This window comes from Mesorhizobium sp. M0830, assembly GCF_040319965.1.
GTDB lineage: Bacteria > Pseudomonadota > Alphaproteobacteria > Rhizobiales > Rhizobiaceae > Mesorhizobium.
Map to the genome: position 1 here is coordinate 1 of NZ_JAMYOR010000087.1, position 21,722 is coordinate 21,722.

Genomic DNA, 21,722 nt, shown 5'->3' on the forward strand with positions numbered 1-21,722 from the left:
TCAAGTGGGGAGATCGGCAGTTTCAGCGCCTCGCCCGCTCCAACGTCAAATATTGGCGAAAGCCGTGGTGACAGCCAATCTCCCCCCTTGCGGGGGAGATGGCCGGCAGGCCAGAGGGGGGTGCTGGCCCGCCAGCCACGGCAATTTCTGCGCCGCACGGCGCTCGAATTCAGCCCGGCCCACCCAGGCGCGGCGGCGGGGGGGCCAGCACATCCTCCACGGAGAGCGTCCGCGCTTCCGAGGGCAGCATGATCGGAATGCCGTCACGCACCGGATAAGCGAGCTTGGCGACCCGCGAGACCAGCTCACCACGCTCCGGATCCCAGGTCAGCGGCCCCTTGGTCAGCGGGCAGGCCAACAGCTCCAGCAGCTTGGGGTCGACATTGACCTTCTTCCCGTCACGTCCAACCGCCGCCATAAGATCTTCCCAGCCAGTTGCGGGCCTAACATGTGTTGAGTCAGGTCAGGCCGAGCCGAAAACGGCTGATCCCGAGAACCGGAGCGGAGCGTACTTTGGGTACGTGAGCACCGGAAGCGCAGGAAGCCTCCGTTTGCAGGCCGGCCTCACCTGAATATCGGCACATCCTACTGCAGGCTCGAACCAAAGTCCTCATTCTCGCGCGCCAGCGCCATTTCGGTGATGGCGATCAGCGTCTCGGCCCGGGTCTTCAGGTCGGCTGCTTCAAGCAGCGCCTGTTTCTCGGCCGGCCCGTAGGGCGCCATCATCGACAGCGCGTTGACGAGCATGGCATTTTCGGCCCGGCTGACGCTTTCCCAATCGGCTTCCAGGTCGTTGGCCTGCAGATAGGCGCGAAATGCCTTGAGCAGCGATGGCCGGTCGATCTCGTCGGCCGCCTGATCCTCATCGAGATCGGCCAGGAAGGGCGCCAGCTTGGCCTGGCGAAACGGCGTCTTGACCGTCAATTCGCTTGCAATGCGAAACCGGCACACGCCCTGCAACGAAACCAGATAGCGGCCGTCACCGGTCTCGGAAAAGGCAATGATGCGCCCGGCGCAGCCAACATTGCAGAGCTCCGGCTCGCCGTCGGCACGCAGCGCACCATCGAGCCTGGGCTGGATGACGCCGATGAGCCGCGAGCCGGTGATGGCCTCGTCCACCATCTGCAGGTAGCGCGGCTCGAAAATATTAAGCGGCATGCGGCCCCCCGGCAGCAAAAGCGCACCCTCGAGCGGAAAGATCGGGATCGTCGATGGCAAATGCTTGGCGAGCCGGTAATGCGCGTTTCCCGCTTGCACCTCATTCCTCCGATCGCTTCTTCACGAAGCGCATGCATTAATCTGGCGCGCTGATCGCCGACGCCAAGCCCGTGCGGCAAAACAACACCAAGGTCAGGAAAACAGCAGCGCCGACAATTTGCGCCGCGCCGCAAGCGTCGCCTCGTCGGTCATGCCCCAGGCCTCGAACAGCTGCAGCAATTGCGTCCTGGCGCCGTCCTCGTTCCAGGTCCGGTCGGCCTTGATGATGGCCAGCAGATTATCGGCCGCCGCGGTGCGGTCGCCATTGGCGTTCTGGATCATGGCAAGATCGAAACGCGCCTGATGATCCCCAGGATTCTCCGCCAGGCGCCGCTCGAATTCGGCCGGATTGCCAAGCGCGGCCGCTTGCGCGGCAACCGCCATCTTGGCGCGCAGGGCGGCCAGCGGCAGCGCATCCTTCTTGGCTTCCGGCGCTGTTGCCAAAAGTGCCTCGGCGCCTTGCACGTCGCCAGCCTCGAACAAAAGCTCGCCCAGGCCGCCGATCGCCTCGACGGTCTCCGGCGCCTGCGCCAGGATGGCATCATAGATGTCGGCCGCGGTCTGCATGTCGCCGGCGTCGCGCGCTTCCGCAGCCGCGGCCAGCGCCTCGGCCACCGGCGGCGCGCCATCGCCCTTGCCGCCGACCTTGGTGATGAATTCGGCGATCTGGCTCTCGGGGATGGCGCCCATGAAGCCGTCGACCGGCTGGCCGTCCTTGAAGGCTATGACCGCGGGAATCGACTGGATGCCGAGCTGGCCGGCGATCGACGGATGATCATCGATGTTCATCTTGACCAGCTTGACCTTGCCACCGGCGGCCTTGACCGCCTTTTCCAGCTGCGGCGTAAGCTGCTTGCAGGGCCCGCACCAGGGCGCCCAGAAATCGACCAGCACCGGTTGGCGGCGCGATTCCTGGATGACGTCGGCGGCAAAAGCGGCGGTCGTCGTGTCCTTGATGACATTGGCAGGGGCAGTGGGCGCATCGCCAAGCGCGACCTTCGCCGGCGCCGACGCGGTGCCGCCATACTGCACCGATGTGGTGTACTGGCCACCATTGCCGCCGAAGGGGCCGCCAAACGGATTGTTGTCGCTCATCTCTTTAACCCTTCCGTAGCGGGCCGGCTGGCAGCCGGCGCCATTTCCTTCAGACCATCGGTTTCAAGCCATCCATGTGGCGATCACGCGGAGACTTTCAAGATAGCAGCATCGTGCCCGGTTGCCTCGACGAATCTGATCAGGTCCCCTGCGGCGATCGACGTCGTCGCCTCATTGGTCAGCGGATGCGCATTGATCACCGCGTGCTCCATCAAATCCTTGTCGAGCACGAGCTTGACCCTGTTTGCGGTATCGTTGATGACGCCAAAGACCGTGACAGCGCCCGGCGTGACGCCAAGCAGCTCCATAAGCATCTCCGGCCTGCCGAAGGAGACGCGGCTGGCGGCGCCAATCACCTGGTGGATCTGCTTCAGGTCGACAACCGCGTCCTCGGCGACGGTGACCAGGAAGAAATTGTCCTTCTTGTCCTTCAGGAACAGGTTTTTCGTGTGCCCGCCGGCGATTTCGCCGCGCAGCGCCTGTGAATCGGCGACCGTGTAGAGAGGCGGATGGCGTTTCGTCGACGTGATGATCCCGAGTTCGGCAAGAAAGGCCATCAGGTCGGCTTTGGTCTTCGGCATCGGTTTGTCTTCGCCCGGTTTCTCAGCCATGCCGTTTACGGCCAATGGGGCGGCCGACACAAGACCGTCATGCGACATCACCGTGAGCGGCACCGCCCTTCGCGGTGGCGCCCCCGCCGCCTGCCGCTCGCACGCCCGCCACCGCGCCGGTGGCTTGCCGGCATCGCCCGCCGTGTCACAAAAAAGCCTGCGATTTCCCTGTTGCAATCGCCGCGCTCTTCAGCCATATAGGCCCGGCTTGCGGCCAAGACGCCGTGTGAGCGGGTGTAGCTCAGGGGTAGAGCACAACCTTGCCAAGGTTGGGGTCGAGCGTTCGAATCGCTTCACCCGCTCCAAATCTTCTTTGATTTGAAAAGCATCAAGGGCCCGGGTAACCGGGCCTTTTTGCTGTCTGGGTCCGGGGGAGTGTCTTAGTTCGGCTTGCAATTGCGATCCTGATCGCCGACAACCAGCCTATCCGAAGGCAAGCGTGAGGACTCCTTAGAGCCTCTTTCGTGCCGCTGGATGCACCGTGGATTTTCCCCAATTCCAGGCATCGAATCGAGCGCCGCGCTGGCTGAGATGCCCGCATTCCGCTTCTGCTGAGCGGCGCCGCGCCGGTGTCGATCTGGAACGGCGTCTTTACGCCTGGCGTGTCTCGAGCGTGGACGCAAGGACCGCCAGACGATCGCAAGAGCGGGCTTCCGGATTGAGCGGCAAATCGCGGAGCGACGCAGAACTGCTGGTGTGCGCCCAAGGTTCGACGTATGATTGCTGCTCAATTTCGGGAGGAAAGAGCCATGGACGCAGTGCCTCAATGGCGCCTCGCGGGCGATTGGTTCGACATCTGCAGCTGCGACATCCCTTGCCCGTGCGAGTTCGCCCAGCGACCAACCGGCAATCACTGCCAGGGCGTGCTCGCCTGGCATGTGCGCGAGGGGCAGTATGGCGACGTGAAGCTCGACGGCCTGACGCTGGTTGCGCTCGGCGAGTTCGAAGGCAATCTATGGGCCGGCGAGGCAAAAGCCGTGATGGGCATGTACCTCGACGAGAAGGCGAATGAGTCGCAGCGCGAAGCCCTGCAGGTAATCTTCGGCGGCCACGCCGGCGGCTGGCCGGCGGGCTTTGCCGCCAATATCGGCGAGATGCGTGGCATGGAGTTTGTGCCAATCACTTTCGAGGTGGCAGGCGACCTCGCCAGCTGGCGAGTCGAAATTCCTGGCCTCGTCGTCGGTCGCGCGGAAGCGCTTTCCGGTCCTACGACACCGCCCGGCAAGCGGGTGCAGACAATCAACCCGCCGGGCTCGGAGGTCGGCCCAGGCCAGGTTGCCACCTGGGGGCGTTCTGTCGAGGTAAGCACCAAAGGCTTCGGGCTGGACTGGACGGGCACGGCCCGCTCGAGCAAGCACATTCCGTTCGACTGGTCCGGCCCGAACTAGGGCGTGCCGATGCCCGGCGCGTTCCCCAGGAAAACGTGGCGGCTCGGGAATTTGCGTGGCATTCCGCTCGGCCTTCTCGCGTCGCTCGTCGTACTGACGGCGGCGGCATGGGCGCTCACCCTCTACCAGACCTTCAGCATGGACATGCCCATGGGCATTGCGGTGCGCGGCGGGATGGAGGGTATGGAAGGCATGGCCGGCATGGCGATGGCCGGAATTGCGGCCGACGGCTGGTCACTCGCCGGCGTCGCCGCCTTTCTCGCAGTATGGACCGTGATGATGGCGGCTATGATGCTGCCGGCCGCGGCGCCCATGATCTTTATGTTCGCGGCGGCGCAAGCCAGGCGGGGATGGCAGGTGACCATTCCGACCTGGATTTTCGTCGCGGGCTACCTTCTCGTCTGGGCGGCAGCGGGCCTTCTCGTGTATGTCCTGGTCCAGTTCGGCAGCGAGTTCGCGACAAGCCTCGATCCGCCCCAGCGGTCGAAATGGGCGCCGCTCGCGCTGGGTGCCACGCTTGGCGTCGCCGGCCTCTACCAGTTCACGACCCTCAAGCACATTTGCCTCAGCCATTGCCGCTCGCCGCTCGCTTTCGTTGCCCAGCACTGGCGCGACGGGCGGGTTGGCGCGCTTGAGATGGGGCTGCGCCACGGGCTGTATTGCTTCGGTTGCTGCTGGGCGCTGTTCGCCATACTGGTCGCAGCCGGCGTCATGAGCCTCGCCTGGATGCTGCTTTTGACACTGATCGTCTTCGTCGAGAAGCTGATGCAGCGTGGCCGACGCTTCGAAGCTGCTTTGGGCATTGCGCTAATTGCCCTCGGGATCGCCGTATCGCTCGGGGTGATCGAGATGCCTTGGACAAGCGGCTAGAACCGGATGGTTTCAGGTCGATTCGACCTGAATTTGAATCCGCCTCCAAATCAAAGAGCTTCAGCACGACTCGAATAAGAAGCTGTGTCCCGTGACCGTTCAAGGCGTAGACTCGCAAAAAGCCGATGGCTATACACGGCAAATGCCTACGTTTCCCGCCGACCAGGTCTATGTACGTGTTTGCCACGTCAAGCAGGGCTATGAAGACCGCGAACAGCACATTGCAAGGCAGGTCGCTCGCCATGGTATCCCGGCCACCTGGTATCTTCACTGGGATGTTTCAGATATTACTGACGAAGAGGTCGAAAGGCTTACCGTGCCAGGCGCTCTCAAACTGGCGGAACTGTCCTGCTCCTTGAAACACATCGGGATCTGGCGTGAGTTTCTGCAGACCGACAAGCCCTATTGTCTGGTCTTTGAGGACGACGTTTTCCTGGCCGCCAATTTCAATACGAAATTTAACGCGGCTCTGGCGGAGCTCGGCGATCCAAACCGCAAGGCCGTCATCTATATCGGCAATGCCGGTACGTACTACATTTCGGCGTTCAAGTTGAAGCGCGGACAACATCTCTATCCAGCCCCTCACGGCAGATCCACCGATTCCTATATCATCACCCGCTCCGTGGCAGCCGAGAGGTGCGCCTGGTTTGATGCACGCAAGATGTCCGCGCCGATCGGCCACGAGATCGACGGTGCGGACGCGGCGCTCGGGGTGGAGGTGCTTTGGTTCGAGAGACCCTTTGTTGAGCAGGGCACGCACAATGGCGCCTTCTTGACGTCCATAAATCCCGACAGTCAACGGCCGCTTTGGTACAAGCGCATCGAGTGGCAGTATAAAAAATATCGCCGACAGCTCGTTGGCCATATGTAGCGCTCGCCGCGACCCGGCGAGGCTGCGCGGCCGAACCTGGTTTCAACCGGCTTTTGGGTCGACATCATTGACCGGGCCGGTTCGAATACTTGACCGAAATCCCTTCGACCATCCTCCAGAAGTCACATAAAGTTACAGCAAGGAACGCTTCCCGCTGGACCTCGTTAGCCCTTCCATCAACCCAATGATGGAGAAAAACCATGCAGGACATTTCCGGCAAGCGCGTCGCTATCCTTGCGACAAATGGCTTTGAACAGGCCGAACTTGAGGTGCCGCTCAAGAAATTGCGCGAAGCGGGCGCCGAGGTCGATGTCGTGTCGCTCGCAGGCGGCAAGATCAAAGGCTGGGACCACAAGGATTTGGGCCGCGAGGTTCCCGTCGACAAGATTTTGGATGAGGCGCGGGCGGATGACTACGACGCGATCGTGCTGCCCGGCGGCGTTATCAACCCAGATCTGCTGCGGATCGAGCCGAAAGTCCTCAATTTCATCAAATCGTTCTGGTCGGCCAACAAGGTCGTCGGCGCGATCTGCCATGCGCCCTGGCTTCTCGTCGAGACCGGAATTGTGAAGGGCCGCCGGGTCACGTCCTACAAATCGATCAAGACCGACGTGATCAATGCCGGTGGGGTCTGGGAAGACAGCGCGGTGGTCACCGAGCAAGGGCTTGTCACCAGCCGCAACCCGGGCGATCTCGACGCGTTCTGCGACAAGCTCGCCGAGGAAATCAGAGAAGGGCGGCACGACAGGCGCGCCGCGGCTTAGCCCGCCCACCAGGCCGGCCCAGCCGAAGCCCAACGCAGCCGTCGCCAAGCTGGAATCGATCAGATAGCGGTTTCCGTCCGTTGCTCCCTGCGTCATCGCAGGGGCGATCGCTTCAGACCCGCGCCCGGAAAGGGCAGTGGTCGAAACCGCCGGGTTGTGTCCCGCGGCACAACGCCTGCCCCATCTGCCACTTGATCGTCGCTGTCCGGAATGCTCCGTTGCCGCTTCGGACATTCGGAGAAACCCATGACAGGCTTTGTCGACCGCCAGCGCGCGGCTCAACTGATGGATCGCGCCGGCATCGAGGCGCTGGTGCTGTGCGCGCCCGAGGCCTTCCACTATGCGACCGGCGCCTCGATCGGTCCGGCGGGACTGTTCCGGCGTGCCGGTGCCGGCTTCGTCGTCATCCCCGCTGGCCAGGACCTGCCGATCGGCGTGGTGGTCGCGGACTTCAATGCGGCGCAGCTGCAGGCGGCACTGCCCGAAGCTGTCATTCGCAGCCACCCGGTCTGGATCGAAACGGCTACGGTTGACGCCTCGACGTCCGGCCTGGCGCTGGCGCAACGCATCGAGGCTGGCCTGACATCGTCCGGCCGGGCGCCTGATTTCTCGCGGCCGGCGACATTCGACCTGGCCAATTCCGTCCGCGCGCTGAAGGAGATCTTGACCTGCTTCGGTCTCGACCGCGCAATGATCGGCGTCGATCTCGATTTCATCGCCGCCGCAGATTTCTTGGCCATGCAGGCGTTGCTGCCGGCCTGCATCATGGTTGATGGCTCGGCCGCGATCGACAGGCTGCGGGCCATCAAGTCGCAACGCGAGATCGACCTTTTGCAGCAAGGCATCACCCTGTCGGAGGCCGGGTTGGAGCGGCTGCAGGTGGATGCGATGGCCGGTATGCGCCAGGCCGATCTCATTGCCCTCTACCGGGAAGGCGTCGCCGGCGCCGCGGCGGGCCTGTCCCATCTCGTGGCGACGGCCGAATAGGTGACGCTGGGCGCGAAGGCCAAGGCTGCCGATGCGAAAGCCGTGCCCGGCGACCCGCTGAAGTGCGACATGGTCTGCACCGTCGGCGGCTACGCCTCCGACATGTCGCGAAACTTCACCTTCGGGCCGCCATCCGCTGAGCGGGCCGAGCTGCATGCGATCGCCGAACAGGCCTTCGAGGACGGGCTGGCATCCCTTGTTCCGGGGACCACGCTCGCCCACGTGCATCGCGTCGCCACCGAGAGCCTGTCGCGGCAAGGGCTGCGCTCCTATCGCCGCGGTCATTTCGGCCATGGCGTCGGACAATCGGTCTTTTCCGAACAATGGCCGTTCATTGCGGCCGACAGCGATGTCGCGATCGAAGCCGGCATGGTGCTGGCTTTCGAGATCCCGCTCTACATCGATGGCCTCGCCAGCTTCAATCTCGAGGACCAGTTCCTGATCACGCCGGATGGACCTGTCGCCATGAACCGCCTGCCGAGGCGGCTGGAGGTGATTGGATAGCGAAGGCCCTTGGGGCGCTCTGTGGTCGGCTTACTTCCGGGTGTCATACTGCGCCAGTGGTCATCATCCAGAATGGCCCACGTGGAGCCATGGCCTGCAAACATGCTAAGAAGTCTGCCTCGCAACCCGGGAAAGGATCATGACCGAAGCTGGCAGCCAGGAAGGACCTGATCCGGGCCACGATATGGAGGGCGCGATCCTGCCATGCGCATCCTCGACATCACTTGGCTGATCAAGGATTCCGGCAAGGAGATGGAGCCGCTCGGGGATTGAGGCTGCGCTTCTGCCTTCTCCCACAAGTGGAGAAGGAAAGAACGGGCGAGGCCAACGCCAAAACGAAAGTGGGAAGTAATGCTGGACATGGCACCATCGAAACAGGCAGCGGCATGGCTCGCTTCTTTTGCGCACGCGCTCGAAGCGGGCGATGGGGCGGCAGCGAGCAACCTGTTCGTCGACGACTGCTACTGGCGCGATCTCCTGACCTTCACCTGGAACATCACGACCATGGAAGGCCGCGACGCGATCGCCGGCATGCTCGAGGCAACGCTGGCGACGACCAGGCCGACGGCATGGCAGCTGACCGGCGAGGCGACTTCGGACGAGGGTACCATCGAGGCCTGGCTCAGCTTCGAGACAGCTGTGGCGTCAGGAGAGGGCATCATGCGGCTGCGCGATGGCCGCTGCCGGACATTGTTTACCGCGATGACCGAGCTCAAAGGGTTCGAGGAGCGCAAGGGGGCAAAGCGTCCGCTCGGCGTCCGCCACAAGGCCGATCCCGAGCGTGAGACCTGGTCGGAGGCGCGGGCGCGCGAGACACGCAAGCTTGGCGCAGAAGAGCAACCCTATTGCCTGGTCATCGGCGGCGGCCAGGGCGGCATCATGCTGGGCGCGCGGCTGCGCCAGCTCGGCGTGCCCACCATCGTCATCGAGAAAAATTCAAGGCCCGGCGATTCCTGGCGCAACCGCTACCGTACGCTCGTGCTGCATGACCCGGTCTGGTACGACCATCTGCCCTACATTCCCTTCCCGGAAAACTGGCCGGTTTTCACGCCCAAGGACAAGATGGGCGACTGGTTGGAAATGTACACGCGCGTGATGGAGCTCAACTATTGGCCCGCCACGAACTGCCTCAGCGCCAGCTATGACGAGGCGGAGAAAGTCTGGACCGTGATGGTCGATCGCGCCGGCCGGCACATCACGCTGAAGCCGAAGCACATCGTCTTCGCCACCGGCGCCTATGGTCCACCGCGCCGGATCGACCTGCCGGGCGCCGATCGATTCAAAGGCGAGCTGCTGCATTCCAGCCAATATGACAGCGGCGAGAAGTTCCACGGCAGACGCGTCGCGGTCATCGGTGCGGCAAGCTCCGGTCATGATGTCTGTGTCGATCTCTGGGAAAGCGGCGCCGACGTCACCATGATCCAGCGCTCGCCGACCACCGTGGTCAAGTCGGACACGCTGATGGAGGTCGGTTTCGAGATCTTCTCGGAGAAGGCATTGGCGCGCGGCATCACCACCGAGAAAGCCGACATGATCGTCGCCTCGATGCCGTTCGCGCTCGTACCCAAGGGCCAGCGGGCTCTCTACGAGGTGATCAAGGCGCGCGACGCGGCCTTCTACGCCCGCCTGCGAGCCGCCGGCTTCGCCATCGATTTCGGCGACGACGAGACCGGCCTTCTGATGAAGGCCTACCGCACCGGCTCCGGCTACTACATCGATGTCGGCGCGTCCGACCTGATCATCGACGGCAAGATCGGCATCCGCAGCGGCGTCGCCATCAGATCGCTGACGCAGGACGGCATCCTGTTCGAGGACGGCACCGAACTCGCCGCCGACGCGATCATCGCCTGCACCGGCTATCAGTCGATGAACGAGACGGTGGCGCAAATCGTCTCGCGCGAGGTCGCCGACAAGGTCGGCCCCTGCTGGGGTCTTGGCTCGGGCGTCAAGGGCGATCCCGGACCATGGCAGGGCGAGCTGCGCAACATGTGGAAACCGACCGCGCAGGAAGCGCTGTGGTTCCACGGCGGCAACCTCGCGCTGTCGCGCTTCTATTCGAAGTATGTAGCGCTGCAGATCAAAGCACGGATGGAGGGGATTGAGACGCCGGTTTATGGAGCGGTGAGCTGACGCTGCTGATCTCCCCCCTCGAGGGGGAGATGTCGCCGAAGGCGACAGAGGGGGTCGCTTCACGTAAAGCTCCAACCTCCATCTGCCACAAGGAGGTCGCATCCAGTCGAACCGACCCCCTCTGGCCTGCCGGCCATCTCCCCCTCAAGGGGGGAGATCAGCTAATCATGCCGGTGCCGGAAATGCTGGGCCGCCACCTCGATATGCGTATGCGACCCATGCGGCTCGAAACGCTCGGTCTCGCTGACGTCGTTCACCGCCTCGTTTGGCCACCACGTGCCGCCGATGGCGATGCCTTCGCAGACCAGCCGCTGGTCGGCGACCAGCGAGGCGCCGACCGCGTCGACGAAGGTGAAGCGGCCCGGGCGCTGCCGCAGCACGGCGACATCGCCGACGGTGCCGACCGCCAGAGTGCCGAGATCGGGCCGCGCGATCGCCCGCGCTGGCGTTTGCGTCGCGGCGCGCAAAACCTCGACCAGCGGCATGCCGAGCGCCAGCAGCTTCGACATGCAGACCAGGATGTCGAAGGCCGGCCCGTCGACGCAGTAGAGATGCACGTCGCTGCTGATCACGTCGGGCGCCAACCCTTCCTCGAGCATCGCCCGCGCGACCGCGAAATCGAACGAGCCCATGCCATGGCCAAGATCGAAGATGACGCCGCGCTCGCGCGCCAGCCGCATGTCCGGTCGCACAGCGCCGGAGGCGAACACCGGCGCATTGGGGAAAGGCCGGAAGCAATGAGTGAGGATATCACCCTTGCGCAGGCGCGGCAGCACTTCCGAGCGGCCTGGAGGCGGCTCGTCGATATGCGCCATCAGCGGCAGGTCGGCCTGGTCGGCGGCCTCCAGCGCGAGGTCGACCGGCACGATGCCGCTGGTGCCGCCGGCATGCTTGCCGGAGCGGACCTTTACGCCGACCACGACGTCGCGATGTTCGCGCACTGCCGCGACCACCTCGCGCGGATCGCACAGCCTGAGATCGCTGCACTCGCCGACCGACACCGTCTGCGAGAAGCCAAAAATGCCGGCAAAGGAAATGTTGACATAGGCCAGGATGCGGACCTTCGAGCGCTCCATGACGTGGCGGCGGAAGCCAAGGAAATTGCCGGCTCCCGCGCTGCCCGCATCGATGAAGGTGGTGGTGCCGCTCTTGGCGGCCAGCCGATCGGCATCGACGCCGAGCGAAGTGCCACCCCAATAAACGTGGCTGTGCAGGTCGACGAGGCCTGATGTGACGATGCAGCCGGTGGCATCGACGACCTGCGCGGCGCGGTCGGCTGGGATATCGGCGTCGATCGCGGCGACCCGGCCATTGGCAATGGCGACATCACGCGGCGCATCGATGCCGGACGCCGGATCGATCAGCCGTCCACCCTTAAGCAGGAGGTCGAATTGCATCGAGGTCACCCGGTTCGCCGTTCGCTTACAGAGGCCGGTAGGCGACCGCCTCGAGTTCGATCTTGATATCGATCATCAGCCGCGATTCGACCGTGGTGCGGGCTGGCGGGTTCTTCGGAAAGTGCCTGGCATAAACCGCGTTGAAGGCGCCGAAATCGCGCGCATCTTCCAGCCAGACCGTGGTCTTGACCACATCGTCCAGGGTGCAGCCGGCGAGCGCCAGTGCCGCCTTCACATTGGCGAGCACCTGTTCGGTCTGCTCCGAAATGCCGCCCTTGACCACTATGCCGTCGCTGCCGATGGGCACCTGGCCGGAGATGTAGACGAGATCGCCGGCCCGCACGGCCGGCGACAACGGCACATGGGATGTTCCGAAAGTCTGCTTGGGCAAGGGATAACCTCCTCTGGTACAGGGACGGGATGCGCCCGCTTGCGTCGACATTTACCCCGATCGGGACGATCCTCATAGAACTTTGTTGGAAAGCAACATTCCAGGGAATTCATGTTGCTTTATTACAGAAGCGCTTGCATCGTGCGCCCAATCGGGCCGCCTTGTAGGCCGCAACGGAAAGACGCGTTTGGCAGACCGGAGACAACAGCAATGACCTACGACAAGAACCCGTTTCCGGCAGGCGATGCCGATCGCCACGCGCTATGGGAAATGCTGGTGCGGCGCGACATCGACGCCTTCATCGGCCAGGACTGGGCGATGGTCGAGAACGATTTCGTGACCGAAAGCTTCTTCGGCATGCACGCGCATTTCCTCAGCAATGCCGACGCCTGGCGGCTGCAGTTTCCGCGGCTGGAAGTCTATCGCGACGAGTGGCTGCGTCAGGCCAAGGAGACCGCGGCGACAAAATTCGCCGAGCCGCTGCGCGAGGCGCTGTTTCGCGTCACCAACATGCGCGACATCGATGTCGACGGCGACCGCGCCGTGCTGCACAAGAAATTCGACGGCTCGGTCGCCAAGGCGGACGGCAGCGTCGACAGGCTGAAGTGGCAGACGCTGTATTTCTGCACCAGGGTCGGCGGCAGCTGGAAGATCGCGGGTTTTGTCGGCTACATGCCGCATCCGCTCGGCGGCTAGGCGAACCCAGGAAAGTTTGTAGCGGTTTTCCATGGAGAGTTGGGCAAAACAAGTAGCTGGCAAGCCGCGACAGCGAAGGGGAAGCCGCCACCATTAGCCGGTTAACTATGCCTGCCGTGGGTCAGGCCTCGGCCGCCCTGCTGCATACGGATTTGTAAGAATGCTGTTGGGCGCCGCGGCAATGTCTATGGTAGAAAAGCCTGCATTCCTGCGGGGACAGCAGCCATGACTGATTTCGCACCGTTGGTTTCCACCGTAAGCGCGGCCTTTCTCGGCTCGTTCGTTGAGGTGGTCGAAGCCTTCACAATCGTGCTCGCGGTCGGCTTGACCCGAGGCTGGCGGCCGGCATTGACCGGCGCTGCATTGGCGCTGGCACTCCTGGCGGCGCTCGTGCTGGCTTTCGGGCCGTTGCTGGCGCTTGTTCCCATCACCGCGCTGCAATTCACGGTCGGCGTCCTGCTCATCCTGTTCGGCATGCGGTGGCTGCGCAAGGCCATTCTGCGCAGCGTCGGGATCGTCCCGCTGCATGACGAGGAGGCGGCGTTCTCGAAGGAAACCGCGGTACTTCGCCAGCAGGCCGGCGACCGCCGCGCGGACTACCTGGCCGGGCTGGCGGCATTCAAGGCGGTGCTGCTGGAAGGTGTCGAGGTGGTGTTCATCGTCATCGCGGTTGGCGGCGCACATGGACAAACACTCAACGCCGGCCTTGGGGCGCTGGCAGCGTTCGTCCTGGTGATGATCATCGGCCTCGCCGTCCATCGTCCATTGGCACGCGTTCCTGAAAACGCGCTGAAGTTCGTCGTCGGCGTGATGCTGACCAGCTTTGGCATTTTCTGGACCGGTGAAGGTATTGGCGCCGACTGGCCCGGTGCCGATCTCACATTGCTGGCGATCTTCGCGGTCATGGCGCTCGCATCCTTTGCCATCGTCCGCTGGTTGCGCGACACCCATCGCGCTCCAACCGGAGAACACCTTCGATGAGCGTCGTGCGCATCGCTCTCAAGGATCTTATCGGCATGTTCATGGACGACGGCAGCCTGGCGCTGCTGGCGCTGATCCTGACGGCGGCGGTCACGGCAGCGGTGAAGCTGCTGGCGCTGCCGCCGCGCCTCGGCGGCATCCTGCTGCTGATCGGCTGCCTGGCTATTCTGGCACACAGCGCGCGGCGGGCAGCGGTGCGGCGGCGCTGATCAGTAGAGCGTGACGAAGGCTGGGAACAACAGGCCGGTCGCCCTGAAATGCTCGACCAGTTCGACGGCCGGGAAGATGGCGAGGAAATAGAGGCCGTCCAAAAATGTCCGCTTGAGGGCCCGCGTCGAGAACTGCAGCTCGTCATGGTCGTGGTACAGAAAGGGATTTGGCCAGAACCGGGGCGTGATCTTGATATAGGCAAGGTAGACCGGGCCGAATTTGCCCAGCAGAAATTCGGCTTCCTTGCGCGCCGTGGCGCGAAAGATGAAAAAACTCGCAAGGCCCAACGCCAGCGCCGCAAACATCGAGCCGTATACCAATCCGATGCCGATCGCGCCGATCGTCGAGAAGAAGTAGAGCGGGTTCTGCGTTGTCGAGAACGGTCCCGTCGAGACCAGTTCCTGGTTCTTTTTGCCGCCGACATAGAGGATGCTCCAGAGCCGCCCGACGACGCAGACGAGCACCAGGCACAAGCCGAGAAGTTCGAGCGCTTCGTGCCCGTCCGAGCCCTCCGTCAACCCAGGTTTGGTGAGAAACAGGAGCAGCACCGCCAGCACCGCCGCGGCCCGCACGAAGATCAACCGCTTGCGCTGGTCGAAGGCCCGAGAAACCGGCTTGAGGGAAGCGTAGGTCATTCTTGTTTTCCTTGGGCTTCCAAAGCGGGCGTTGGCCAGGTTTCGGAGCACTGATCACCACATTGATGGCGGATGCAAGGCCCTCGCATTTCATCAGCGTATCGCGAGGCATTCGTAAAGGTCTTTTGCGCAGCCCATGCCCATTCTTACGAATTTGTATGCCGCAGGACAGGCTGAGGTGAACTCTGCCGCCTACGGTGCGGCATGCCGGCTCGGCTCTGCTGCGCCGCGATCGAAGATCTCGGGATATCCGCCATGCTCTCGCCCAACAGACAACAACCCGCCGCGCCGACCCAGAACAGGGTTCCCGACGTCACGCTCGACTTCTGGCTTGTCAAACTGATGGCGGTCACCACAGGCGAGACCGCAGCCGACTATCTCGCCGTCAACCTTGGACTCGGGTTGACCGTCACATTGCTGGTCATGAGCGGCGTCCTGGTAGCCGCGCTTGTCGCCCAATTCGCGCAGAAACGCTACGTCCCATGGGCATACTGGCTGGCGGTGTTACTGGTCAGCGTCGTCGGCACGCTGGTGACGGACAACCTCGTCGACACTTTCGGCGTACGCCTGCAGACGACGACAATTGCCTTCTCGGTGGCGCTCGCCGCGACATTCGCGGTCTGGTACGCCAGCGAAAGGACGCTGTCGATCCACACCATCTTCACCACCAGGCGCGAGATCTTCTACTGGCTGGCGATACTCTTGACCTTCTCGCTCGGCACCGCCGCCGGCGATCTCGTCGCCGAAAGCTTTGACATGGGCTACCTCACCACGGGGCTGCTGTTCGGCGGCGTCATCGCGCTCATCACGCTCGCCTACTGGCTGCTCGATCTGGACAGCATCCTGGCCTTCTGGCTCGCCTACATCCTGACGCGGCCGCTTGGCGCCTCCTTCGGCGACCTGCTGTCGCGCTCGACCGGGCATGGCGGCCTGGGCTTCGGCACCACCTTCACCAGCCTGCTCTTCCTCGGCGGCATCATTGCCGTCGTCCTCCACATGACCCTGATGGACGACGATGCCGACAAAATCCTGCTGGAATCGGACTGAACCGAACCCCTGCGCGCTCGTGACATCCTAGGAACGGCCCCATGCCGGTGGTAGCTTGCCAATCTCGGCAACGGACCGGACCTTTCATGCGACTGCTTCTCGTCGAGGACGACCACAGGACGGCTGACTACGTCGTCAGGGGACTGACCGAGGCCGGCCATGTCTGCGACTTGCTCCGCAACGGCCATGACGGGCTTTTCGCGGCGACCAGCGGCAACTATGACGTGATTATCGCCGATCGGATGATCCCCGGTCTCGACGGCCTGTCGATGATCAAGTCCGTTCGCGCTGCCGGCGTGGGGACGCCGGCGATCTTCCTCACCTCCGTCGGCGGCGTCGACGACCGCGTCGAGGGGCTCGAGGCGGGCGGTGACGATTACCTGGTCAAGCCCTTCGCCTTTTCCGAGCTTCTCGCCCGCATCAATGCGCTTGGCCGCCGGCCGGCGGCGCAGGAGCAGAAGACCGTTCTGCGGGTTGCCGATCTGGAGATGGACCTGATCATGCGCCGCGTTATCAGGCGGGGCCAGCCGATCGACCTGCAGCCGAGGGAGTTCAGCCTGCTGGAAGTGTTGATGCGCGGCGAGGGCCGCGTCATCACCCGCACCATGCTTCTGGAGCGTGTCTGGGATTTTCATTTCGATCCCAGGACCAGCGTCGTTGAAACCCATATCAGCCGGCTACGGGCCAAGGTCGACAAACCCTTCGGAACCCAGCTCATCCATACGGTCCGCAACACCGGCTACAGCCTGCACGCGCCGTCATGACCGGAACATGGTCCCGCCTGCTGCGCAGCACGCCGTTCCGGCTTGCCTTGACCTTCGCCTTCCTGTTCGTGCTGGCCTTCGTGCTATCGGGCGCCATCGTCTACCAGATGATGAGCGCCGATCTTGCCGAGCGGCTCGACGACACAATCAAGGAGACTTACGCGGTCGTCGCCGCGACCTATGGCGACAATGATCTCAAGGCGCTGGTGGAGACCGTCGGCAGCCACTCCATGCGCAGCCTCAAGAAGGAGCAGCTATTTTCGCTGACCGACGCGGCCGGCAACCGCCTGGCCGGCAATTTCACCGCAGCGGGACTTCCCGACGGCTTCTCGATGTTCGATGCCGAAATGCCCGGCGTGCCGCCGGGCGCCGAGTACCGCGCCTATTCCGGTCCGGTCGGCGGCAACACCTTGACCGTCGCCTTCAGCCTTTCCGAGACGGAGGAGCTGGAGACGATCGTGCTGATGAGCTTCGGCTGGGGGACGCTCATCATCACCGGGCTGGCGGTCGCCGGTGGCGCCCTGCTTGCCTCGCGCGTCCAGCGCCGTCTCGACGGCATCGCCGCCACGATGGTGGACGTCTCGCACGGACGGCTGGACACCCGCATTCCGCTGACCGGCAAGGGCGACGATATCGACATCGTCTCAACCCAGGTCAACGCTGCGCTCGATCGCCTGTCGGCGCTGGTCGAAGGCATGAAACAGGTCAGCGCCAACATCGCGCACGATCTGAAGACGCCGCTCAACCGGCTGCAGATGATCCTCGACAGCGCGTCCGAAAAGAACCTGTCCGGTCAAAAAATCGCCGGTGAGCTGGCCGAGGCGCATGCCGAGAGCCTGCAGATCAACGAGACCTTCGACGCGTTGCTGCGCATCGCCCAGATCGAGGCCGGGGCGCGCCGGGCGCGGTTCAGCGATGTCGATCTGGGCGAGGTGCTGCAAACCATCGCCGAGATCTATGCCGACGTGGCCGAGGACGACGGGAAATCGCTGTCGTTGGCGCAACGGCAGGAAACGACGGACCGGATCCTCGGCGATCGCGAGCTTCTGACGCAGATGTTCGCCAATCTGGTCGAGAACGCACTGCGCCATTGTCCATCACGCACATCCATCAAACTGTCGGTGACGCGCCAGGGCGACCACGTTGTCGCCAGCGTTGCCGACAACGGTCCCGGCATTCCCGCCGACGAGCGCGAAAAAGTGTTCCAGCGGCTCTACCGGCTGGACCACAGCCGCTCGACACCCGGCAGCGGGCTGGGCCTCAGCCTCGTCAGGGCCATCGCCGATCTGCATGGCGCATCCATCGCGCTGGGCGATTGCCGGCCCGGGCTTGAGGTGGCGGTGAACTTTCCCGTGGCGACGGATTAGAGGCCGATCTCCCCCCTTGAGGGGGAGATGTCGCCGTAGGCGACAGAGGGGGTCGCCTCACGTGAAGCGCTAACCCCCATCTGTCGCAAGGAGGGTCGCATCCAGCCGACCCGACCCCCTCTGGCCTGCCGGCCATCTCCCCCGCAAGGGGGGAGATCAGCAGCTTCACCGATCGATCCGCGTCGACAGGATGATCGAAGACAAGGTCCGCTCGACCCCGTCCATGGCGCCGATCTGGTCGAGCAGCAGGTCGAGATCGCGGATCGACGGCGCGTCGACGATGACGATCATGTCGAAATTGCCGCTGACCGAATGGAGCGTCCTGACCGGTGCCAGTGCGCGCAGGCCGCGCACCACCTTGTCGGCGAGTTTGGGTGTCACGGTGAGCAGCACATGCGCCCGTACCAGCCCCTGCTCATAGTCAGGCGCCAGCCGCACACCATAGCCTGTGATGATTCCGCGTTGCTCCAGCCGTTCGAGCCGGCTCTGCACGGTCGTGCGTGACACGCCGAGCCGCCGCGCGAGCTCGGCGGTCGAGGCGCGCGCGTTCTCGCGCAGCAGCGAAAGCAGGGCCTGTTCGGCGTCACTGAGCATTTCGACGATTCCTGTCGGCAGATCGCGCAATCATGGTTTCGCTTCGAACAATTCCACGCTTCCTTTCGACGGGCAAGCTGCGATCCTCATCCATGTCGCCCAAAAGCATGCCCACGGGCCCGACCCGAGGGTGCGCAGCGGTTTGGGACAACGACATGCATTGAACAGAAAATGTGAGGGATCGGTCATGAAGAAAGTAGTTGTTGTCGGCGCCGGCAAGATAGGCTCGACCATTGCCGAGATGCTCGCCGCCACCGGGGATTATCAGGTCACGCTCGTCGACCGCTCGGCGGCGCAGCTCGCTGCTGCCGAACTGCCGGCCACGATTGCGACGCTGGAGCTCGACATCGAGGTATCCGGCACGCTGGAAGCGGCCCTCGCCGGCAAGTTCGCGGTGCTGAGCGCCGCCCCCTTCCATTTGACCACGCGCATCGCCGAGGCGGCGGCCAGTGCCGGCGTGCACTATCTCGATCTTACAGAGGACGTCGTCTCGACCCGCCGGGTCAAGGAACTGGCGCGCTCGGGCAAGAGCGCCTTCATCCCGCAATGCGGCCTGGCGCCGGGCTTCATCTCGATCGTCGCCAACGACCTCGCCAGCCGCTTCGACACGCTGGAAAGCGTGCGCATGCGCGTCGGTGCCCTGCCGCAATACCCGTCCAACGCGCTGAACTACAATCTGACCTGGAGCACCGACGGCGTCATCAACGAATATTGCGAACCCTGCGAGGCGATCGTCGAGGGCGAGCTGGTCGAAGTGCCGCCGCTGGAGGAGCGCGAGGAATTCTCGCTCGACGGGGTCACCTACGAGGCCTTCAACACCTCTGGTGGGCTGGGCACGCTGGCCGAGACGCTGAAAGGCAAGGTGCGCACGCTGAACTACCGCACCATCCGCTACCCCGGCCATGCCGCGATCATGAAGGCGCTGCTCAACGACCTTGGCCTGCGCCACCGCCGCGACGTGCTGAAGGACATTTTCGAAAGCGCCCTGCCGGCGACGCTGCAGGACGTGGTAATCGTCTTCGTCACCGTCTCCGGTCGCAAGAATGGCCGCCTGCTGCAAGAGACCTACGCCAACAAGATCTACTCCCAGCGGGTTGGCCAGGTGGTGCGCAGCGCCATCCAGATCACCACCGCGTCCGGCATCTGCGCCGTGCTCGACATGCTGGCCGACGGCAGCCTGCCGGCGACCGGCTTCGTCAAGCAGGAAGACATCGCGCTCGACACCTTCCTCGCCAACCGCTTCGGCCGCGCCTATGCCCAACACGAGATGGCGAGCCGTCTGGCAAGCTGAGCGCCTAATCTCCCCCCTTGAGGGGGAGATGTCGCCGAAGGCGACAGAGGGGGGTCGCCGCGCGTCAAGCGCCAACCTCCATCTGTCGCAAGGCAAGGAGGGTCGCATCCAGTCGAACCGACCCCCCTCTGGCCTGCCGGCCATCTCCCCCTCAAGGGGGGAGATCACACCGCCTCAAATATGCAGCGCGTGCCCCAGCGCCTTGAGCGCGGCTTCCTGGAAGCCTTCGCCTTGCGTCGGATGGGCATGGATGGTGCCGGCGATGTCCTCCAGCCTTGCGCCCATTTCGAGCGCCAGCCCGAACGCCGCCGACAGTTCCGACGCGCCTTGCCCGACCGCCTGGATGCCGAGCACCAGATGGTTGTCCGCCCGCGCCACGACGCGAACGAAGCCGTCCTCGCCGAGCTTCGTCATCGCGCGGCCATTGGCGGCGAACGGGAACATGCCGATCTTGAACTCGCCGCCGAGCGCCTTGGCCTCTTCCGGCGACAGGCCTGCCGTCACCAGCTCGGGATCGGTGAAGCAGACAGCGGGAATGGAGCGCTTGTCCCAGCTGCGTTTGCGGCCGGCAACGATCTCGGCGACCATTTCGCCCTGCGCCATCGCCCGGTGCGCCAGCATCGGCTCGCCGGTGACGTCGCCGATGGCAAAGATGCCGCGCATCGAGGTGCGACACTGGTCGTCGATGCGGATGAATTTGCCCGCCAAGTCGAGGTCTATCTGCTCGAGCCCCCAGCCTTCAGTCACCGGCTTGCGGCCAACCGTCACCAGGATTTTGTCGGCGGCGACCTTGGTGCTCTTGCCGTCGGATGTCTCGACCAGCAGCGCGCCACCCTTGGTTCCCTTCGCCTTGACGCCCGTCATCACCTCGATGCCGAGCGCGGAGAGCCGCTTGACCACAGGCCGGGTGAGTTCGGCGTCATACTGCGCCAGCACCCGTGGCAAGGCCTCGACCACGGTCACTTTGGCGCCCATCTTGGCGAAGGCGATGCCGAGTTCCAGTCCGATATAGCCGCCACCGACGACCGCGAGTTTTTTCGGCATTTCGCTTAGCGCCAGAGCCTCCGTGGAGGAGATCACCGGCCCGCCAAAGGGCAGGAACGGCAGTTCGACCGGGGCCGAGCCGGTGGCGATGACGATCGCCTCGGCGCGGATCACTTGGCTACCGGTCTCGGTCTCGACCGCAACGGTCTTGCCGTCACGAAAAGTCGCCCAGCCGTGCACGGTCTTCACGCCGGCCCTCTTGAGCAGGCCGGCGACGCCGCTGTTGAGCCGGCTGACGATGCCGTCCTTCCAGGCGATTGTTTTGGCAAGGTCCAGCGTCGGCGCGGTGACCGAGATGCCGAGCGGGCTCTCGCCGCCGGCCATGTGCAAGACCTTCTCGAACTCTTCCGCGGCATGGATCAGCGCCTTGGACGGGATGCAGCCGACATTGAGGCAGGTGCCGCCCGGCTTGCCGGCTTCCACGATCACCGTGTCGACGCCGAGCTGGCCGGCACGGATGGCGCAGACATAGCCGCCCGGACCGGCGCCGATGACGAGCAGCTTGCAGGAGATTTCTTTCATGATGGCATCCTAACTATTTGTCGCGCCTGCTCGAAAAGAGCGCTCTGCAGCGATCCTTCGCGCCCCCCTTGAAGCCCGTAATCTCCCCCCTCGAGGGGGAGATGTCGCCGAAGGCGACAGAGGGGGTCGCCGGGGCGTAGAGCGCCAGCCTGCATCTGTCGCGCAAGGCGGTCGCGTCCAGTCGTACCGACCCCCTCTGGCCTGCCGGCCATCTCCCCCTCGAGGGCAGGGGAATCGCATATGAGTAAGAGTAAGTCTTGCGTTGAGTGGAAAGGTTGATTCTTTAGGGGCCTTCTCTTTGAAGAG

General features: G+C 63.9%; 23 protein-coding genes and 1 tRNA gene. 15 read left to right on the forward strand and 9 right to left on the reverse strand.

The genetic code is table 11. The annotated features are described in order from the left end of the window. Window positions 1–169: 169 nt before the first annotated feature. The 4 genes from NKI20_RS30935 to NKI20_RS30950 all read right to left on the reverse strand — a co-directional run bounded on the left by NKI20_RS30935 (window position 170) and on the right by NKI20_RS30950 (window position 2,933). Window positions 170–418, reverse strand: a complete 249-nt coding sequence (locus NKI20_RS30935) for a Trm112 family protein (protein ID WP_023763174.1) — start codon at window positions 416–418, stop codon at window positions 170–172. A gap of 167 nt (window positions 419–585) precedes the next feature. After that, a complete protein-coding gene (locus tag NKI20_RS30940) occupies window positions 586–1,257 on the reverse strand; it encodes an LON peptidase substrate-binding domain-containing protein (RefSeq protein WP_352605698.1) in 672 nt (223 codons plus the stop codon). A 93-nt stretch (window positions 1,258–1,350) separates the two neighbouring features. Then, entirely contained in the window at window positions 1,351–2,352 is a 1,002-nt protein-coding gene (trxA, locus tag NKI20_RS30945) for a thioredoxin (protein WP_352837658.1), read from the reverse strand. 83 nt (window positions 2,353–2,435) lie between these two features. Further along, window positions 2,436–2,933 carry a prolyl-tRNA synthetase associated domain-containing protein gene (locus tag NKI20_RS30950; RefSeq protein ID WP_352837660.1) on the reverse strand — a complete coding sequence of 166 codons (498 nt, stop codon included), beginning with the start codon at window positions 2,931–2,933 and terminating at the stop codon, window positions 2,436–2,438. Window positions 2,934–3,193: 260 nt separating this feature from the next. On the opposite strand from NKI20_RS30950, the gene NKI20_RS30955 reads away from it, so the two are divergent. From NKI20_RS30955 to NKI20_RS30990, 8 genes are all read left to right on the forward strand, one after another. Continuing rightward, window positions 3,194–3,268: transfer RNA gene (locus tag NKI20_RS30955), tRNA-Gly, on the forward strand. Between the two features lie 444 nt (window positions 3,269–3,712). Next, window positions 3,713–4,351: a DUF1326 domain-containing protein gene (locus NKI20_RS30960; protein ID WP_352837662.1), complete on the forward strand. Its 639-nt coding sequence runs from the start codon at window positions 3,713–3,715 to the stop codon at window positions 4,349–4,351. Between the two features lie 9 nt (window positions 4,352–4,360). Continuing rightward, entirely contained in the window at window positions 4,361–5,221 is an 861-nt protein-coding gene (locus NKI20_RS30965) for a DUF2182 domain-containing protein (RefSeq protein ID WP_352837663.1), read from the forward strand. Window positions 5,222–5,312: 91 nt separating this feature from the next. Further along, complete coding sequence (locus NKI20_RS30970; protein WP_352730730.1) at window positions 5,313–6,092, forward strand: glycosyltransferase family 25 protein; 780 nt, start codon at window positions 5,313–5,315, stop codon at window positions 6,090–6,092. A 200-nt stretch (window positions 6,093–6,292) separates the two neighbouring features. Further along, window positions 6,293–6,856 (forward strand): type 1 glutamine amidotransferase domain-containing protein, encoded by a 564-nt coding sequence (locus NKI20_RS30975; protein WP_352837665.1) that lies wholly within the window; start codon window positions 6,293–6,295, stop codon window positions 6,854–6,856. 246 nt (window positions 6,857–7,102) lie between these two features. Further along, a complete protein-coding gene (locus NKI20_RS30980; protein ID WP_352837667.1) occupies window positions 7,103–7,843 on the forward strand; it encodes an aminopeptidase P family N-terminal domain-containing protein in 741 nt (246 codons plus the stop codon). Further along, the gene (locus NKI20_RS30985; protein ID WP_352837669.1) at window positions 7,844–8,347 is read left to right on the forward strand and encodes a M24 family metallopeptidase; all 504 of its coding nucleotides are present in this window, start codon (window positions 7,844–7,846) and stop codon (window positions 8,345–8,347) included. A gap of 351 nt (window positions 8,348–8,698) precedes the next feature. Continuing rightward, window positions 8,699–10,477 carry an NAD(P)/FAD-dependent oxidoreductase gene (locus NKI20_RS30990; protein ID WP_023763072.1) on the forward strand — a complete coding sequence of 593 codons (1,779 nt, stop codon included), beginning with the start codon at window positions 8,699–8,701 and terminating at the stop codon, window positions 10,475–10,477. Between the two features lie 161 nt (window positions 10,478–10,638). Here the strand turns inward: NKI20_RS30990 and NKI20_RS30995 are convergent, their stop codons facing one another. Then, window positions 10,639–11,874 carry an amidohydrolase/deacetylase family metallohydrolase gene (locus NKI20_RS30995; RefSeq protein WP_352837671.1) on the reverse strand — a complete coding sequence of 412 codons (1,236 nt, stop codon included), beginning with the start codon at window positions 11,872–11,874 and terminating at the stop codon, window positions 10,639–10,641. A 25-nt stretch (window positions 11,875–11,899) separates the two neighbouring features. Beyond that, window positions 11,900–12,316: a RidA family protein gene (locus tag NKI20_RS31000; RefSeq protein WP_050589621.1), complete on the reverse strand. Its 417-nt coding sequence runs from the start codon at window positions 12,314–12,316 to the stop codon at window positions 11,900–11,902. A 159-nt stretch (window positions 12,317–12,475) separates the two neighbouring features. Between NKI20_RS31000 and NKI20_RS31005 the strand changes: the two genes are divergently transcribed. The 3 genes from NKI20_RS31005 (at window position 12,476) to NKI20_RS31015 (ending at window position 14,151) form a co-directional block, all read left to right on the forward strand. After that, complete coding sequence (locus tag NKI20_RS31005; protein WP_352608880.1) at window positions 12,476–12,961, forward strand: hypothetical protein; 486 nt, start codon at window positions 12,476–12,478, stop codon at window positions 12,959–12,961. 225 nt (window positions 12,962–13,186) lie between these two features. Further along, complete coding sequence (locus tag NKI20_RS31010) at window positions 13,187–13,942, forward strand: COG4280 domain-containing protein (RefSeq protein WP_352837674.1); 756 nt, start codon at window positions 13,187–13,189, stop codon at window positions 13,940–13,942. Continuing rightward, on the forward strand, window positions 13,939–14,151 hold the full coding sequence (locus NKI20_RS31015; protein WP_352837676.1) for a hypothetical protein: 213 nt from the start codon (window positions 13,939–13,941) through the stop codon (window positions 14,149–14,151). Before NKI20_RS31010 ends, NKI20_RS31015 begins: the two co-directional genes overlap by 4 nt. Here NKI20_RS31015 and NKI20_RS31020 read toward each other — a convergent pair whose 3' ends face one another. Continuing rightward, the gene (locus NKI20_RS31020) at window positions 14,152–14,787 is read right to left on the reverse strand and encodes a methyltransferase family protein (protein ID WP_352837678.1); all 636 of its coding nucleotides are present in this window, start codon (window positions 14,785–14,787) and stop codon (window positions 14,152–14,154) included. 255 nt (window positions 14,788–15,042) lie between these two features. On the opposite strand from NKI20_RS31020, the gene NKI20_RS31025 reads away from it, so the two are divergent. From NKI20_RS31025 to NKI20_RS31035, 3 genes are all read left to right on the forward strand, one after another. Then, window positions 15,043–15,834 carry a COG4705 family protein gene (locus NKI20_RS31025; protein ID WP_352837680.1) on the forward strand — a complete coding sequence of 264 codons (792 nt, stop codon included), beginning with the start codon at window positions 15,043–15,045 and terminating at the stop codon, window positions 15,832–15,834. A gap of 86 nt (window positions 15,835–15,920) precedes the next feature. Further along, window positions 15,921–16,598: a winged helix-turn-helix domain-containing protein gene (locus NKI20_RS31030; RefSeq protein WP_352837681.1), complete on the forward strand. Its 678-nt coding sequence runs from the start codon at window positions 15,921–15,923 to the stop codon at window positions 16,596–16,598. Then, entirely contained in the window at window positions 16,595–17,965 is a 1,371-nt protein-coding gene (locus NKI20_RS31035; RefSeq protein WP_352837682.1) for a HAMP domain-containing sensor histidine kinase, read from the forward strand. The genes NKI20_RS31030 and NKI20_RS31035 overlap by 4 nt, the downstream gene beginning before the upstream one ends. 165 nt (window positions 17,966–18,130) lie before the next feature. Here NKI20_RS31035 and NKI20_RS31040 read toward each other — a convergent pair whose 3' ends face one another. Continuing rightward, window positions 18,131–18,559: an Lrp/AsnC family transcriptional regulator gene (locus NKI20_RS31040; RefSeq protein ID WP_352730749.1), complete on the reverse strand. Its 429-nt coding sequence runs from the start codon at window positions 18,557–18,559 to the stop codon at window positions 18,131–18,133. A 187-nt stretch (window positions 18,560–18,746) separates the two neighbouring features. Here NKI20_RS31040 and NKI20_RS31045 point away from each other — a divergent pair, with 187 nt between their 5' ends. Continuing rightward, complete coding sequence (locus NKI20_RS31045; RefSeq protein ID WP_352837683.1) at window positions 18,747–19,850, forward strand: saccharopine dehydrogenase family protein; 1,104 nt, start codon at window positions 18,747–18,749, stop codon at window positions 19,848–19,850. A 174-nt stretch (window positions 19,851–20,024) separates the two neighbouring features. Here NKI20_RS31045 and lpdA read toward each other — a convergent pair whose 3' ends face one another. Further along, window positions 20,025–21,416 carry a dihydrolipoyl dehydrogenase gene (gene lpdA, locus NKI20_RS31050; RefSeq protein WP_352837685.1) on the reverse strand — a complete coding sequence of 464 codons (1,392 nt, stop codon included), beginning with the start codon at window positions 21,414–21,416 and terminating at the stop codon, window positions 20,025–20,027. Window positions 21,417–21,722: the final 306 nt, after the last annotated feature.

Bases quoted from the DNA above. Each gene is read 5' to 3' on its own strand.
- NKI20_RS30935 (WP_023763174.1), bottom strand. From the start codon at position 418: ATGGCGGCGGTTGGACGTGACGGGAAGAAGGTCAATGTCGACCCCAAG.
- trxA (WP_352837658.1), bottom strand. From the start codon at position 2,352: ATGAGCGACAACAATCCGTTTGGCGGCCCCTTCGGCGGCAATGGTGGC.
- NKI20_RS30950 (WP_352837660.1), bottom strand. From the start codon at position 2,933: ATGCCGAAGACCAAAGCCGACCTGATGGCCTTTCTTGCCGAACTCGGG.
- NKI20_RS30960 (WP_352837662.1), top strand. From the start codon at position 3,713: ATGGACGCAGTGCCTCAATGGCGCCTCGCGGGCGATTGGTTCGACATC.
- NKI20_RS30965 (WP_352837663.1), top strand. From the start codon at position 4,361: ATGCCCGGCGCGTTCCCCAGGAAAACGTGGCGGCTCGGGAATTTGCGT.
- NKI20_RS30975 (WP_352837665.1), top strand. From the start codon at position 6,293: ATGCAGGACATTTCCGGCAAGCGCGTCGCTATCCTTGCGACAAATGGC.
- NKI20_RS30980 (WP_352837667.1), top strand. From the start codon at position 7,103: ATGACAGGCTTTGTCGACCGCCAGCGCGCGGCTCAACTGATGGATCGC.
- NKI20_RS30990 (WP_023763072.1), top strand. From the start codon at position 8,699: ATGCTGGACATGGCACCATCGAAACAGGCAGCGGCATGGCTCGCTTCT.
- NKI20_RS30995 (WP_352837671.1), bottom strand. From the start codon at position 11,874: ATGCAATTCGACCTCCTGCTTAAGGGTGGACGGCTGATCGATCCGGCG.
- NKI20_RS31000 (WP_050589621.1), bottom strand. From the start codon at position 12,316: ATGTCGACGCAAGCGGGCGCATCCCGTCCCTGTACCAGAGGAGGTTAT.
- NKI20_RS31005 (WP_352608880.1), top strand. From the start codon at position 12,476: ATGACCTACGACAAGAACCCGTTTCCGGCAGGCGATGCCGATCGCCAC.
- NKI20_RS31010 (WP_352837674.1), top strand. From the start codon at position 13,187: ATGACTGATTTCGCACCGTTGGTTTCCACCGTAAGCGCGGCCTTTCTC.
- NKI20_RS31015 (WP_352837676.1), top strand. From the start codon at position 13,939: ATGAGCGTCGTGCGCATCGCTCTCAAGGATCTTATCGGCATGTTCATG.
- NKI20_RS31020 (WP_352837678.1), bottom strand. From the start codon at position 14,787: ATGACCTACGCTTCCCTCAAGCCGGTTTCTCGGGCCTTCGACCAGCGC.
- NKI20_RS31025 (WP_352837680.1), top strand. From the start codon at position 15,043: ATGCTCTCGCCCAACAGACAACAACCCGCCGCGCCGACCCAGAACAGG.
- NKI20_RS31030 (WP_352837681.1), top strand. From the start codon at position 15,921: ATGCGACTGCTTCTCGTCGAGGACGACCACAGGACGGCTGACTACGTC.
- NKI20_RS31035 (WP_352837682.1), top strand. From the start codon at position 16,595: ATGACCGGAACATGGTCCCGCCTGCTGCGCAGCACGCCGTTCCGGCTT.
- NKI20_RS31040 (WP_352730749.1), bottom strand. From the start codon at position 18,559: ATGCTCAGTGACGCCGAACAGGCCCTGCTTTCGCTGCTGCGCGAGAAC.
- NKI20_RS31045 (WP_352837683.1), top strand. From the start codon at position 18,747: ATGAAGAAAGTAGTTGTTGTCGGCGCCGGCAAGATAGGCTCGACCATT.
- lpdA (WP_352837685.1), bottom strand. From the start codon at position 21,416: ATGAAAGAAATCTCCTGCAAGCTGCTCGTCATCGGCGCCGGTCCGGGC.